Source organism: Chroococcidiopsis sp. TS-821, assembly GCF_002939305.1.
Lineage (GTDB): Bacteria > Cyanobacteriota > Cyanobacteriia > Cyanobacteriales > Chroococcidiopsidaceae > Chroogloeocystis.
The window spans coordinates 1-15612 of record NZ_MVDI01000006.1 but is presented as its reverse complement, the minus strand read 5'-3'; the positions used below and the strand labels follow the sequence as shown (position 1 = coordinate 15612).

General features: G+C 47.1%; 12 protein-coding genes. 10 read left to right on the top strand and 2 right to left on the bottom strand.

Annotated features, from left to right (window positions below):
- Positions 1 to 30 precede the first annotated feature (30 nt).
- From B1A85_RS15490 to B1A85_RS15445, 10 genes are all read left to right on the top strand, one after another.
- Entirely contained in the window at positions 31 to 225 is a 195-nt protein-coding gene (locus B1A85_RS15490; RefSeq protein ID WP_015328527.1) for a heavy-metal-associated domain-containing protein, read from the top strand.
- A 31-nt stretch (positions 226 to 256) separates the two neighbouring features.
- Positions 257 to 2602 (top strand): heavy metal translocating P-type ATPase, encoded by a 2346-nt coding sequence (locus B1A85_RS15485; RefSeq protein WP_104547806.1) that lies wholly within the window; start codon positions 257 to 259, stop codon positions 2600 to 2602.
- A 136-nt stretch (positions 2603 to 2738) separates the two neighbouring features.
- Positions 2739 to 3710, top strand: coding sequence for a cupredoxin domain-containing protein (locus B1A85_RS15480; protein ID WP_015328524.1), 972 nt, complete (start codon positions 2739 to 2741; stop codon positions 3708 to 3710).
- Positions 3711 to 3814: 104 nt separating this feature from the next.
- Entirely contained in the window at positions 3815 to 4228 is a 414-nt protein-coding gene (locus B1A85_RS15475; protein ID WP_015328523.1) for a heavy metal-responsive transcriptional regulator, read from the top strand.
- Positions 4229 to 4674: 446 nt separating this feature from the next.
- On the top strand, positions 4675 to 5190 hold the full coding sequence (gene fldA / locus B1A85_RS15470) for a flavodoxin FldA (RefSeq protein WP_015328522.1): 516 nt from the start codon (positions 4675 to 4677) through the stop codon (positions 5188 to 5190).
- Between the two features lie 221 nt (positions 5191 to 5411).
- Complete coding sequence (locus tag B1A85_RS15465; RefSeq protein ID WP_099703042.1) at positions 5412 to 6236, top strand: glutaredoxin; 825 nt, start codon at positions 5412 to 5414, stop codon at positions 6234 to 6236.
- 22 nt (positions 6237 to 6258) lie between these two features.
- On the top strand, positions 6259 to 7545 hold the full coding sequence (locus tag B1A85_RS15460; RefSeq protein WP_104547805.1) for an efflux RND transporter periplasmic adaptor subunit: 1287 nt from the start codon (positions 6259 to 6261) through the stop codon (positions 7543 to 7545).
- Between the two features lie 32 nt (positions 7546 to 7577).
- Positions 7578 to 10727: an efflux RND transporter permease subunit gene (locus tag B1A85_RS15455; RefSeq protein WP_104547804.1), complete on the top strand. Its 3150-nt coding sequence runs from the start codon at positions 7578 to 7580 to the stop codon at positions 10725 to 10727.
- 134 nt (positions 10728 to 10861) lie between these two features.
- Entirely contained in the window at positions 10862 to 11200 is a 339-nt protein-coding gene (locus tag B1A85_RS15450) for a helix-turn-helix domain-containing protein (protein WP_051038541.1), read from the top strand.
- Positions 11181 to 12422, top strand: coding sequence for a Mu transposase C-terminal domain-containing protein (locus B1A85_RS15445; protein ID WP_051038540.1), 1242 nt, complete (start codon positions 11181 to 11183; stop codon positions 12420 to 12422). Before B1A85_RS15450 ends, B1A85_RS15445 begins: the two co-directional genes overlap by 20 nt.
- Before the next feature lie 780 nt (positions 12423 to 13202).
- Here B1A85_RS15445 and B1A85_RS15440 read toward each other — a convergent pair.
- Both B1A85_RS15440 and B1A85_RS15435 read right to left on the bottom strand, forming a co-directional pair.
- Entirely contained in the window at positions 13203 to 13439 is a 237-nt protein-coding gene (locus tag B1A85_RS15440) for a hypothetical protein (RefSeq protein WP_015328518.1), read from the bottom strand.
- Complete coding sequence (locus B1A85_RS15435; protein WP_015328517.1) at positions 13436 to 13873, bottom strand: putative toxin-antitoxin system toxin component, PIN family; 438 nt, start codon at positions 13871 to 13873, stop codon at positions 13436 to 13438. Before B1A85_RS15435 ends, B1A85_RS15440 begins: the two co-directional genes overlap by 4 nt.
- Between the last annotated feature and the right edge of the window lie 1739 nt (positions 13874 to 15612).

The following is a 15612-nucleotide window of genomic DNA, read 5'->3' as shown; positions in this document are numbered from 1 at the left end:
AAGATAGTTCATAGCAGGAGGATGAAAATCATGACCTTACAGCTTACTGTTCCCAATATGGCTTGTTCCGCTTGTGGAGAAACCATCACGAACGCTGTCAAAGCTGTTGATCCGGTGGCAACGGTACAAGCTGATCCTAAAACCAAGTTGGTCAATATTGAAACGCAGCAGTCTGAAACGGCAATCAAACAAGCCATTACTGATGCGGGTTATACCGTCGCATAAGCAAAGCATCCAGAGAAATGGGGGGTAACACATGGAAAACGCAACCTTAAAACTGCGAGGCATGAGTTGTGCCTCCTGTGCCAACAACATTGAAGAAGCAATTCGATCGGTTCCCGGTGTTGAAGTATGCAGCGTCAACTTCGGAGCCGAGCAAGCATCTGTCACCTACGATCCGAGTAAAACGGACGTAGCCGCGATTCAGGAAGCGGTTGATGCGGCAGGATATGCAGCTCAACCCATGCAAGATGATGTGCTTGCCCCCGAAGATGATGCGGAACGACGAGAACGACAAGCCGAGAACCGTAAGTTAACTCGTAAAGTCTGGGTCAGTGGTGTTGTCAGCGCCATTCTGGTAATTGGCTCACTGCCTGTTATGACAGGCTTACCCATTCCCTTTATCCCCATGTGGCTGCACAATCCCTGGTTCCAGCTCGTCCTCACAACTCCCGTATTGTTTTGGGCAGGAAGTGAATTCTTCGTCAATGCTTGGAAAGCCTTAAAACGCCATACCGCAACGATGGATACGCTGGTGGCGATCGGCACCGGAACCGCTTATCTTTACTCGCTATTTCCGACATTTTTCCCTCAGTGGTTCGTGAACCAGGGGCTGAGTCCGGATGTGTACTTTGAGGCGGCAGCCGTCATTATTGCCTTGATTCTGTTGGGAGGGTTGTTACAGAACCGGGCAAAGGGACAAACCTCTGAAGCCATTCGTAAGCTGATGGGGTTGCAGGCGAGAACCGCACGAGTGATTCGCAATGGGCAAGAAGTAGATGTGCCGATCGCACAAGTCGTGTTGGGAGATGTCGTCTTGGTACGTCCGGGTGAAAAGATTCCGGTGGATGGCGAGATTGTCGATGGCTCCTCCACCATTGATGAAGCGATGGTCACGGGAGAGAGTATTCCCGTTAAAAAACATCCGGGCGATGAAGTGATTGGCGCAACGATCAACAAAACAGGTAGCTTCAAATTCCGAGCAACGCGGGTGGGTAAAGATACTTTCTTAGCGCAAATTGTGAAGCTGGTGCAACAGGCACAGGGTTCCAAAGCTCCGATTCAGCGACTTGCCGATCAGGTGACGGGATGGTTTGTGCCTGCGGTGATTGCGATTGCTATTCTCACGTTCATCCTCTGGTACAACATCATCGGTAACGTTACAATAGCATTGATTACCACCGTTGGTGTACTAATTATTGCCTGTCCAGCATTGATTACCACCGTTGGTGTACTAATTATTGCCTGTCCCTGTGCGCTGGGATTAGCGACACCCACCTCGATCATGGTGGGTACGGGAAAAGGAGCCGAGAACGGCATCTTGATCAAAGGAGCAGAAAGCCTGGAAATGGCGCATAAGCTCCAAACGATCGTCCTTGATAAAACAGGGACAATCACGCAAGGAAAACCCACTGTTACCGATTTCGTCACAGTGAATGGTACAGCCAATCGCAACGAATTAAAATTACTGCAATTAGCTGCATCGGTGGAACGCAATTCCGAACATCCCCTTGCTGAGGCAGTTGTGCAATATGCCCAAGCTCAAGGTGTGGAATTAGCAGATGCGCGAGAATTTGAGGCGATCGCTGGAAGCGGCGTACAGGGATATGTATCAGACCGTTTGCAAATACATTTGCCTCAGGCACAGCAACAGAGCCAAATGCATTTGGTGCAAATTGGTACGCATCGTTGGATGAACGAGTTGGGCATTGATACGAGTGCTTTGCAGCAACAGTGGGAACGATTGGAATACTTGGGCAAAACCGTCATTTGGCTTGCCGTAGATGGCAAAGTTGAGGGCATTATGGGGATTGCCGATGCCGTTAAATCCTCTTCGGTTAATGCAATCCGCACCTTGCAAAAATTAGGCTTAGAAGTGGTGATGCTGACTGGAGACAACCGTCGTACCGCCGAAGTGATTGCGCGGGAAGTGGGGATTGAACGAGTGTTTGCAGAAGTGCGTCCCGATCAAAAAGCGGCAACCGTAGAAAAAATCCAATCAGAAGGCAGAATTGTGGCAATGGTGGGAGATGGTATTAACGATGCGCCTGCTCTCGCTCAAGCGGATGTCGGGATGGCAATTGGCACGGGAACGGATGTGGCGATCGCGGCCAGTGATATCACGCTGATCTCTGGGGATTTGCAAGGCATCGTGACTGCAATTCAACTTTCTCGCGCCACCATTCGCAACATTAAACAAAACCTATTCTTTGCCTTCATCTACAACGTGGCAGGCATTCCGATCGCGGCTGGCATTCTCTACCCGATCTTCGGTTGGTTGCTCAGTCCAATTATTGCGGGTGCAGCAATGGCATTCAGTTCAGTGTCGGTTGTGACGAATGCGCTACGTCTGCGGAACTTTCAACCTAAAACACGGAGTTAGATGAAACGGACGAAAGCAGGAGGAAATGACAATGCTCAAGACAATAGCGTTTTTTGGAACACTCATAGGATTCGGTTTTCTGCTCGGTGTGATTTCCGGCTCAATCTTAGGGACACTTGGATAGGAGGATTTCTCGATGGTGAAGAAAACAACAATCATCAGTGGTATTGCAAGCTTGGGATTAGTGCTAGGAGTAGCATCTAGCAGAGCGGTTGCACAAATGCCTCACGACATGAGCGACATGCAGCCGACTGAACAAACCGGACAATTTCGCCGCATTGATCAACCTATTGCGAATAAAGTAGCGGTAACACTGGGTGGATTAGGGTTAATTGGGTTGGAACTGTGGTGGTTTCTGCTCAGTAAACCAAAGTCGCGTAAGGCAACCACTCAGGGCGGAGTTCAGGAGGTGACTGTCAGAGTCGATGGTGGATATGAACCGAGCCATATTGTGGTGCAAGCTGAGCAACCCGTGCGATTAAACTTCGATCGCAAAGATCCCAGCAGTTGCTTAGAGGAGGTACGTTTCCCTGATTTTCGTATCGCCCAAGAGCTACCACTCAACCAAATCACCCCAATCGAGTTTACGCCTGATAAACCTGGCAGATATCAGTTTACCTGCGGCATGAATATGTTTCGAGGTGTGGTGGAAGTGCAGTCTGCAAACGGAGGTATGGCAATGGCGATCGCCTCTGTTCCTCAACCTACTCATCACTCTGATCACACTCATCACGCGGATCAGTCTACGGTTTCAGCCTCTGGTGTTGAAGCGATAATGACACCAGCAGGAATCCAACAGGCAACCATAACCGTTGCGAAAGGGTATCAACCAAAGCGAGTCATCGTCGAAGCTGGAAACCCCGTTCGTTTGCATTTCGATCGCCAAAATCCCAGTAGTTGCTATGACCAATTAATGATTCCAGACTTTGCGATCACGGTGAACCTTCCACTCGATCAAACAACAACGGTGGAATTTACACCAGAACAAGCAGGCGAGTATGAGTTCATGTGTGGCATGAAGATGAATCGTGGTGTGATTGAAGTGCGAGCTTCTAATAGCACTAGTGATGGGAAGGTTATTGCTCAAACTTCAATACAGGTGAGGTAGGCGATGTTTGTTCAGTGACAATTGCCCTGCAACGCCCCTTGACTCTCTAGTAGACTAGAGAGTTTAGGATAGAAGAAAGAACACTAGAGGATGGTGTAGTCGGTATGTTAGTTCAACACTCTCCTAAATTGATTGGTTCAGTTGCAAAAACAAGTGGTATGCCGATCAAAACGATTCGATACTACGAAGAGCTAGGTTTACTGAAGACAACTGGGAGAACTGAAGGTGGATATCGCTTGTTTAACTCAGATGTGTTCTCTCGGTTGAGCTTCATCAAGCGTGCCCAAGGATTAGGATTAAGTCTGTCGGAGATTAAGGAATTTCTAGATGTTTACGACCAGGGCGACCTACCGTGCGATCACATCAAGGTAAAGTTGGAAGATAAGCTGGAGGCGATCGAACAACAAATCCAGCAACTGCAAATTCTCAAACAGGAATTAAGAGGATTACTATCAGGTTGGGAAACCATTCCTGAACATCCTGAAGATACCATTTGTCCAATTATTGAACGGGTTTAATCAGTGTGTTTCATGCCTAAGTCCCACTAAACCGAACACCTTTAGGGCTGGCAGGAGGTTATGATTTTCATGATTAGAGCGGATCAACTGATTAAGGCGAACCCGTTCAATAACAACATTTTAAAACCCAAACAAAAATAGAATTTTTTTGAGTTTTTTGTGAGATCATCGTGACTCTTTAGCTAACTAGAGACTGAAAGTGAATTTATCTCAGCAAGCAAGTTATAAATTGATCCAAAAGCTGTTCGACTGAGCTAAAAACCAAGTTGACTCAGACAAAATTAGCTATCTGGTACCGAAATTACATTAGCGATCGCCTCAATCAAGCTATGCATTTATCTAATCTTTTAGAACATTTACTCTCAGCTAACAGCACTGATAGATCCTGTTAGTTGCCTTTCATTCGATGATTTTGTTCCTAATCGTTATTTTCCTTGGAGGTAATTATGGCTAAGATTGCTTTGTTTTATGGAACTCAAACAAGCAACACGCAAACCGCAGCAGAATTGATTCAAAAAGAGTTTGGTAGTGACGCTGTTGTAACACTACAGGATATCTCGCAAACTGAACCTAACGACTTTAATGAATATCAGTACATCATCATTGCATGTCCGACCTGGAACGTAGGAGAGCTACAGAGCGACTGGGAAAGTTTCTACGACGATCAGCTAGATAACATCGATTTTAGCGGAAAGAAAGTTGCATACTTTGGAGAAGGCGATCAAATTGGCTATCCCGATACTTTCCAGGATGCAATGGGAATACTGGAGGAAAAAATTTCTGAACTTGGTGGCGAAACGGTTGGCTACTGGTCTACTGAAGGATATGAGTTCAGTGATTCTAAAGCACTCCGAGACGGTAAGTTTGTGGGGCTAGCCCTAGATGAAGACAACCAGTCTGAACTAACAGAAGAACGCATCAAGGCTTGGGTTGCTCAACTCAAGACTGAGTTTGGGCTGTAGCTTGCTGATTATAAATGATGAGAAAAAAGCTTGACTCTCCAGTTTACTGTACAGTTTCCAGTGATGAACAGTTGAGCCAGGATCATTGCTCTGGCTGCAATGCCTTTAAAAAGATTGTGCCTCCTCGTGCATCAGGATTGCAGCATTTGTACTAGCTGGCAGATCGAGTATCACAATTGTGGCAGCCTTCAACACAATTTTTAACCTCCAGGAGGTAAATTATGACTGTTATGAATCGAAAAACTAAAAATACGACTGCTACATCCGTTACTGTTTATCGGATGTCTATGCCTGAGCATGAGTGCCCTTGGGGACTTCGTGCGATCAAATTGCTTCAGGAGCAAGGTATGGAATTCGAGGATGTTAAACTCCGATCGCGCCAAGAAGTCGATCAGTTCAAAGCAAAATACGGTGTTGCCACTACCCCTCAGATTTTCTTTGGTAAAGAACGAGTTGGAGGTTACACAGATTTGGCAGAACGGCTAAAGGTAGAAGCAGAAAAAGCCGAGTATTCCTATACTCCAGTCGCTGCGGTCTTCTCGACGGCCGGACTAATGGCGCTTGCCACATCGCTTGGAATTCCTGGCTTCATGGGATTTTCGCTCTCAATGCTGGCTTCGCTCAAATTGATGGATATTAACGCTTTTGCCGAGAGCTTTGAAAAATATGACCTCGTCACCAAGCGCTTCAAGCCCTATGGAAAAATCTATCCCTTTGCTGAGTTACTAATTGGGCTTGGGTTTCTCTCTGGCGTTGCCCCGCTTGCTACTGGAATTGGGTCATTGATTGTTGGTGTGAGTGGTGCAATTTCGGTCTTCAAAGCGGTCTACATTGATAAGCTGGCGTTAAATTGCGCTTGTGTGGGCGGTAACTCTAAAGCACCACTGGGTGTCGTCAGTTTTGCTGAGAACGCAATCATGGCAGTGATGGGTGGAGTGCTAACCTTTTCTGCATTGTCAGAGGCAAATATTCAGTCGATGCGAAGTCTAGAAGCATTGCCTCCAGCGGTGGTGCAGCTACAAGAAGGAAACTACGAAGCTAAATGAGCAGGATGATTAGGGTTGAATTATGGAATCATCTGATTTTTCTGCAACGAATTCATCTTCTCAAAGGGCTTCAGCCCCTCCTCGTCACTTTCGTCTGGGGTGGTTGCTAGGGCTGCTGTTGCTAGGGGGCGGTGGGTTGGGAGTTTGGTGGGTTTTGGCTCCGGGGCGTGAGCCAGTTCCTGCAACTGCCCAGCAACCAGCGATGCCCGTCAAAACCTTGACCCTACAGCCGCGCCTCATTCAGGAGCGATCCGAGTTCATTGCTAATGTGCGATCGCGCCGTTCCGTGACGCTACGACCCAGAATTCAGGGTCAAATTACTCAGATTCTGGTGACACCCGGAGAACGGGTTACTACCAGAACCGTACTCATTCAAATTGATCCAGATGAACAACAAGCGGCTGTCAGCAGTACCAGTGCAGCGGTAGAATCGGCTCAAGCGAATGTAGATAATGCCAGAGCCATATTGCGATCGCTCGAAGCTGAACGAGTATCCAAATTATCGGATGTCGAACTTAATCAACAAGAATACGAACGCTATACAGCACTGGCTGAAGTGGGAGCTGTTTCGCAACAGACACGAGACCAGTATGCTAACCGCATTGAAGTAGCACAGGCTAACCTCAGTGCTATTACAGAACAGATGCGAGCGCAACAAGCCGCCGTTGTTCGGGCTGAGAAGGCAGTACAAGAGGCTCAAGCACGGATTCAAGAACAACGGGTGCAACTTCAGTATTTTCAAATTGCGGCTCCATTTGCAGGCGTTGTGGGCGATATTCCTGTGAAAGTGGGTGACTTCGTGGATACCTCTACCGAGCTGATCAGCGTTTCAGAGAATGATTTGCTAGAGGTAAATTTTTCAATCTCGGCTGAACAGGCAACTCAACTGCGAGTAGGCAGCCCAGTTGAGTTATTCGACAGCCAGGGGCGCAAATTGGGAACTAGCCAAGTTTTTTTCATTGCTCCTAACACAGCTAACACAACGCAATCTGTTCTTGTCAAAGCCTTGCTTGACAATTCTGATGGGCAATTGCGAACGGATCAATTTGTGCGGGCAAGCGTGATTTGGAATCAGCAACCCGGTGTACTTATTCCCACAACTGCTGTGACGCGCTTAGGTGGAGAAGCCTTCGTTTATGTGATTGAACCCTCAGAGTCAGGATTCGTGGCTCGACAGCGCTTAGTTGAACTCGGCAGCGTGGAGGGCAATGATTATCAAGTTCTTGATGGATTAGAGCCAGGAGAAAGCATTGTTACCTCAGGAGTCCTGGCTCTAAGGGATGGTGTACCGATTACCCCCGAATCCTAGCATCGGAATTTCTAGTATTACAGAGTTAGCTTATGTTCGCTGATTTCTTCATCAAACGACCTGTTTTTGCGATCGTTTGTGCTTTGGTTATTCTAGTGGCGGGATTAGTTAGTCTGCCTACTTTACCCGTCGAGCAGTATCCTGACATCAGCCCAGTGCAAATCACGGTGACTGCAAACTATGTCGGTGCCAATGCTCAAGTCGTCGAAGACACTGTCACTACTGTGTTGGAACGGCAGATTAATGGGGTCGAAGGCATGCGGTATATGAGTTCGACCAGTAGTAACGATGGCACGAGTACAATCGTCGTCACCTTTGAGCAGGGATATGACATTGATGTCGCTGCATCTGATGTGCAAAATCGGGTACTGCAAGTGGAACCGCGCTTACCAGAAGCTGTGCAACAAACGGGCGTATCGGTATCAAAGCAGTCTAGCGGTATTGTCTTAGCAATGGCAATCTATAGCGAAGACGATCGCTATGATGATATTTTTATCAGCAATTATGTGGATCTCTATGTACTAGATCCGCTCCGGCGCATTGAGGGCGTTGGCAACATTCTTGCGTTTGGTGAACGTCGTTACGCCATGCGAGTTTGGCTAGACCCGAATCGGCTTGCCAGCCGTAACCTTACGGCTCAGGACGTAATTAACGCCCTCAATCAACAAAATGTGCAGCTAGGGATTGGTAGTATTGGACAACCGCCTGTATCTGATGAGCAACTCTATCAAATTGACTTGCAGACGATCGGTAGGCTGAGAGACGCAAACGAGTTTGAGGAGATTGTGCTGAAAGCCGAAACTGATGGCACGCTGGTGAAATTGAAAGATGTGGGTCGGGTTGAGTTAGGGGCTGAAAACTATAGCTCGTTCGCCAGCTATAGAGGACATGTTTCAGTGGGCTATCAGGTGATTCAGATTCCAGGCAGCAATGCTTTGAACATTGCAAAAGCGGTCAAGACTGAAATGCAACGATTGGCAGAGAGCTTTCCTGCCGGCTTGACCTACGACATTCCCTATGATTCTTCATTGTTTGTAGAGGCATCTTTCAAGGAAGTCGTCATCACTCTGGTTCAAGCAGTATTGCTAGTTGTGCTGGTAATTTTCATCTTTTTGCAAGATTGGCGCACCACGATCATTCCAGCCATCACGATTCCCATTTCTTTGATTGGCACTTTTGTATTCGTAAAACTATTCGACTTTTCACTCAATAGCCTGACGTTATTTGGTTTGACATTAGCAACCGGAGTGGTTGTGGATGATGCGATCGTTATCGTAGAAGATATTTCCCGTTTAATTCAAGAAAAAGGGCTGAGTCCAGCTCGAGCTGCAATTGAAGCCATGCACGAACTGTTTGGGGCAGTCATCGCCACATCGTTAGTGCTGATGGCAGTGTTTATTCCGGTGGGTTTTTTCCCTGGAACTACTGGGCAACTCTATAAGCAGTTTGCTCTAACAATTGCCTTTGCCATTGCTATTTCTACCTTTAATGCGCTGACATTGACTCCCGCCCTTTCTGCTCTATTGCTACGTCAACAGCCTCAATCACGAGGCTGGTTAGGTTGGAGCTTTAATCGCATCAATGGGTTTCTCAATTGGCTGCGTCGTGTTTATAATCGTGCCCTTCATTTCATCATTCGGTTTAAGGGAGCCGTGCTCATCCTGTTTATCGCGTCCTTAGGGTTAACGGGTTGGCTTTACCTGCGCGTCCCACAAGCCTTTTTACCCGATGAAGATCAAGGATATTTCATCAATTTGATTCAAGGACCCGATGGCACATCCTTAAATTACACCAAACAGATTGTGGAGCAAGCGGAACAACAGTTGCTCGACGTGCCCGAAATCCGAGCAACCTTTGCCGTTGGTGGTGTAGGATTTAGCGGCAATGCTCCTAATCGAGGATTTATGTTTGCGCCCCTCCAGCCTTGGACTGAACGAACCAATCCGGAACAGACGGTATCAGGCATTCTGAATCGGGTACGAGGATCACTGATGGCGATTCCGCAAGCTCCGGTGCTGGCAATCAATCCACCGACGATTCAAAGTTTGGGCAGTGTAGGTGGTTTTGTATTTCAACTGCAAGATCGAAGCGATCGTACCACCAGTGATATTAGCACGCTCGATCAGATGAAGGGTGAACTGCTCAATCGTGCTAATCAAACCCCAGGATTGCAGGCTGTTTTTAGCACCTATACGGCAAACGCACCACAACTGTTGCTTGAAGTTGATCGCGATAAAGCGGAGGCATTGCAAGTTTCAGTCGATGAAATTTACAGTACACTGCAAACCTATCTCGGTTCGCGCTACGTCAATGATTTCAATGCATTTGGTCGCACCTATCGTGTTTATATCCAGGCAGATCAACAATTTCGTTCTAATCCAGAACATATTAGTCAGTTGTACGTGCGTTCCAGACAGGGTGAAATGATTCCTTTGAGTAACCTCATGACCATGACTCAAACAACTGGTCCGCAAACGATTAATCACTATAACCTGTATCGATCAATTGAAATTAATGGGACAGCCGCGCCTGGGTTTAGTTCTGGACAAGCTATTCAAGCCATGGAAAGATTGGCGGCTGAGGTGTTACCTCCCAACATGGGATTTGAGTGGTCAGGAATTTCTCTGGAAGAACTAGAATCTGGAGGGCAGGCTCCCATCATTTTTGGGTTAGGTGTTTTCTTTGTACTCCTGGTTCTGGCAGCTCAGTACAACAATTTTGTTGATCCACTCATTATCGTGTTGTCTGTTCCTTTGGCGGTTCTAGGAGCGTTATCAGCTCAATCTCTGCGAGAGTTACATAACGATGTATATTGTCAAGTTGGACTCGTCATGTTGATTGGTTTAGCTAGCAAGAACTCAATTTTGATTGTAGAGTTTGCCAATCGATTACGCGATCAGGGACTTTCAATTACTAAAGCAGCTATACAAGGCTCACAGGAGCGATTACGCCCAATTTTGATGACAGCCATCTCTACCCTGTTAGGCATTTATCCGTTGGTTATGGCAACTGGAGCCGGATCAGCTAGTCGCCAATCCTTAGGAACGGCAGTTTTTGGTGGAATGTTAGTTTCAACACTTTTGAGTTTATTCGTGGTGCCCATGCTCTACATCATGATTAGCAAGATTCGAGAACGATTGATGCGCTCGCCATCCATCCACATCTTTGATGAACAGGCTTGATTCAACAGTCAGAAAAGTTTTAATTGAGAGCTAGATTCTTCAGTTTACTAGAGAATCTAAGAAGCAATCTTTGAAGATTACACAATGAATCGTTTTTATAGCCGTGGCAAGCAGCAGCGGCACAAAAGTTAGGGATGACCGTTCGGAGCGTGCGCCGACTGATGCGGCAATTACGCGAGGAGGGAGTGGAGAGTATCATCCGGCGATCGCGCTCGGATCGAGGAGAAGCGCGCATCAGCTCTCAGTGGCAGCAGTTTATTGTGAAAACTTATCGCTCTGGGAATCGAGGCGGTCGGAGAATGAACCCGGCACAAGTGGCAGTGCGGGTGAAGGTACGGGCACAAGAACTAGGGACACAAGAGTATCCGAGCCACATGACGGTCTACCGCATCTTGAAGCCGTTAATCGAGCAGCAGCAGCAAAAGCGATCGCTCTTGCTGGCGACAGGACCGTTTGACGCTGAACACCCGTGAAGGATTAGCGATTGGGATCGAGTGGTCGAATCAAGTGTGGCAGGTGGATCACACCCGCGCTGATGTGTTGGTGGTGGATCAGGCAGGGCAAGTTTTAGGGCGACCTACCTTAACGCTCGTGGTTGACACCTACTCGCGGTGCATTATGGGGATGCATCTCGGCTTTGACGCGCCTAGTGCCGCCGTGGTGTGTTTGGCATTACGCCATGCGATCCTACCCAAACAATACAGTTCTGCCTATGAATTGCAGGGAAACTGGGGGACGTATGGGCTACCACAATATTTATATACGGATGGGGGGAAAGACTTTCGAGCGCAACACTTAGAGCAAGTGGCAACCGAATTAGGCATCGTACTGTGTCTGCGTCGCAAGCCCTCCGATGGTGGGATTGTCGAGCGACCCTTTGGCACATTCAATACCCAATTTTTCTCAACCTTACCCGGCTATGTCAGCAGTAATGTAGAAACGCGATCGCCCGTGGCGGAAACCGAAGCTTGTTTAACGCTAATTCAGCTAGAGCAATTGTTTGTGCGCTACATCGTGGATCACTACAACCCGGCGATCGATGCCCGTATGGGCGATCAAAGCCGCATCGGACGGTGGGAAGCCGGACGCATTGCCCAACTGTCTCTGTTAGGGGAACGCGAGTTAGACCTGTGCCTGATGCGACGCGATCACCGAACGGTGTACCGCAGTGGCTATCTCCAGTTCGCCAATCTAACATACCTTGGCGAACATTTAGCTGCTTATGCCGGAGAATCGGTCGTGCTGCGGTACGACCCCCGCGACATCACGACTGTCTTCATTTATCAGGTGCAAGAGTGTAAAGAAGTGTTTCTCACTCGTGCCCATGCTCAGGGCTGGGAAACCGAAACCTTGTCATATGCAGAAGCCCAGACACTCAGCCAACGCAAACGAGAAGCAGGCAAAGCCATTAGTAATCGATCGATGCTGGACGAAGTGCGCGATCGTGATCAGCGCGTCAAGAAACTCCAAAAGCAGCAAAAACAAAACGGGAATGCGCCCAAACCCCGCACCGCTGCTCAACCCGATATCGTAGGAACCGATGCACCCATCAGCGTATCATCCTCCCTGGTTAATTCGCCTGCAACTGAACCTGTTACCGAGTCGGAGCCAGAGACGATCAAGCCGAAGAAGTCGGTGCCCTATGTGCGGGTTTATGATTACGAAGACCTAAAACGGAAGGCAGGCTTACTGTGACACAGCGCGAGATCGAAATCATCATTCCCCCGCAACGTCAACTTGATGCGGCAACTGAGCAACAAATCGAACGCCTGCAACGTCATTGTAGATTTATCGTTTGAAGAAGTTTCACGCTATTTGTCGCCGCTGTTGCATTAAGAGATATCGATAAGGATAGCCGAAGCTTGTGCCATATGAGGACGGAAGCTAAACAGTTAAACAAAAAGTACCACGTTAAATGTCATTGTCTGGTGAGGTGTAGAATCAAGTTGCTCGACGAGCGATAATGCCTGGGTGTCCAGTCATTAAACCTGGGAACAATAGATGACGTTGAGTGAACTAGGCTAGATTAGTACCAAACTGCTGCCCATCCACCAAATTCATCTCAGTTGTAGAATGTAACCTTTTGTAGATAGAAGCCTTTCAACCGAACCAAAAGGTGTAGAAAACCGAATAAAAAGAGTAGAGGGTTCTAGGGATAGGAAACATGTTACCAGTGAAGAGGATGTGCGATCGCCTCCCAGTTGGATAAGGGCTCAAAGTCTAGGTTCAAAGCCTGACTATGTCTAGCAACATCTTCGCTCAAGATGGTAACGTGTCGGCAAGTTCCTGATTGTGGATGCCCACTGTCCGATGTCGTGATTGTAGGAAGAACGGCTGAAGAACGCGATCGCGCTTAGTAGGTTTTGCCTAAGTTAGCTTGGGAGCGATCTATGGAAGAGCAAGGAATCAAAGGCTCTAAGACAGAGGCAGATACTGTGGAACAGAGGACGCTGATCGAGGAATGCGACAAGTATGTTAAAGTTCATCTCCCAGCATCGGTTCAATATCTGGTACTCTTGCCAAAATCTGGTCAAATCTCTCGTAATCGGCAACTTGTGCTGCTTGCCGCAAGCGTGAGAGAGAGCGTTCGACTTCTAGCTGCTGGGTAATTGCAGCAATCAACCATTGCTCTAGGGGGATTTGACTTGCCGCAGCTAACTGCCGTACTTCTTGCATTAACTCTTCCGGTAATTGCAATAGATAAGAACTCATTCGCTTAAACGCTCCTTTAAATTCAAGGCTCGAACCAAAACTCCAGGCTGAATCACTGCAATGCCGAATTGTGATGTAGAGGGCAGGAAATCTCGTTCATTAAACGTGACAATTGCCGTAGCTTGAGCATTGATAGCACATTCTAAAACTCTTTCGTCATTGGGATCGCTTAGTTGCGGTCGCCATTGGAAATAGATAGGAACTGGCTTCAAAACATCTGCCAGCACTCCTAGTACCACATCGACCTCCTCTAGTGAAGTCCAAAACTGTCGTAGGTTCTCGTCGCGCTTCAACACATCAGCATATTCAAGAAAAAGGGCTTCTGAAAGACATCCAGTAATGGCTCGTTGCCTCAGAGCGCTCAGAATCAAAAAACTAGCACCTCGTCGAGAGCGTAGTGCTGCAACCAAAATGCAGCTATCGAAAACATACATCTTCAATTTAGCCAATTATTTAATTCAAAATACGATTTTCCGTGTGCTATTACTGCTGTGAAACAAAACTGTCGAATTTTTTAATGAATATTGTCGGTGTCCCTACCAAATGTGCAACGAAATTTGAGGAATGTCATGTCAAAGAGTTATAAGGAGAAGGTTGGAATCTAACCCTGAAGCTGTCAGAAGGAGTAGGATGAACCCCATGCACCAGGAGTAGGAAAGTAGCGATCACTGCTTGAGGTGTGGTGGAACTGAAACAAAACAATGCCAATGAAGGCAACCAAGTCAACCCAAAGCTGCCCCTCACCTGCACCGCGCGCGTCCAACACCAATAGCAATAACCGTACATCAAGGCTGGAGCAGATAATAACTCCTTCGATATGGCTCAAAATTGAATGCAGCTTTCCCAACGTCAAACAACTCGGTATTGCAAAAGTGTGTAATCCCGAATTAGTTTAACTTGTTGGGGAACGCCGTAGCAGCAATTCTACTACATCATGACAGAATGACAGAGCCACCAACTCAAGCCAGTCATAATCCTAGTCAGTCAACATAGCGTGCATGGCGGCTCGATTGACTGCTCTGCCTCAAGTCCAGAGACTGTGTGATGATGTGCAAATTGCCCAGAGCAATCAATTGCAAGCTGCGGGTGTGGTGGGCGACCACCTACGCTAGTAAACCAAAAGCCCGTGCCAGTGAATTGCCATCCTCTAAAGCCGATAGGCTGACAGTGCAACCAGCATGTTGTTATGTAGAGTGAGAGTGAGGTTTAGTTTTTAGATTTAGTTTAGTTTTTTAGGGGCGAAGACAGTTGAGCCGTAGCAGGCAGGAGTAGCGGACAGGTAAGTACTCAGGGCTGCGATTGCAGAGATAGCACCACAAATACTGGTTTAGGCGTACGGTTAGTCAGCAAAAATTTAGCTGTATAATAATGGCGCTCAGTGGAGCCAGACAATTTTATACGCTTAAGTAAGATAGGACTAAGGCTTGAGTTCAAAGTGAGCGATGTGAGCGATCGCCCTTCAATATCAGCAAGGCTACGAGCTAAACCCGAAATTCATCCAGGATCAGGCGAGGCATAGTAGCGGAGCTTGAGCTAGCAAGCGAGGACAGGCAAGGGAAATGACGCATTATACTGAGTACAGCAGGGCAGGCAATAGCAGAACACGGTTAGAGGCAAGGCTAGCACTTGATCGCACTGTTTGACTCAGCAATGATGAAGGCACAAGAAGCAAGTGATCGCGCTGATAGCTAGAAACAAAGTCAAACAATCGCAGTATGCTATATCAGCAACCAATAGAGGCTACGATAGGGATGCGATCGCACTGCTTTAGGCTAAAGAGCCAACCAACAATCAACAGAGCAGAGGCACTCCTACGAGCGTACAATTACTGAAAGGCGAATAAATTAAAAGTGTATATGTACAGCAATTCCTACAATCTTACAGACATATTTGTACATCTATACAGTTGTACGAGCAAGCTGTATAGGTGCATCTATGCAATGTAAATGTAAAAGCCTTGTTAGATAAGCACTCTAGACTAGCATACTCATGCCCTAAAATATCTGTATAAATCTAGGTAAGGGCGGATAAGTTGACCAAGTTGACCCTGTACAGTTAAAAATTTGACTGTATATACAGGTAAACACGAGCGTACATTGTTATATTGGAATTCCAATATAACAATGTACGCTCGTGTTTACCTGTATATACAGTCAAATTTTTAACTGTACAG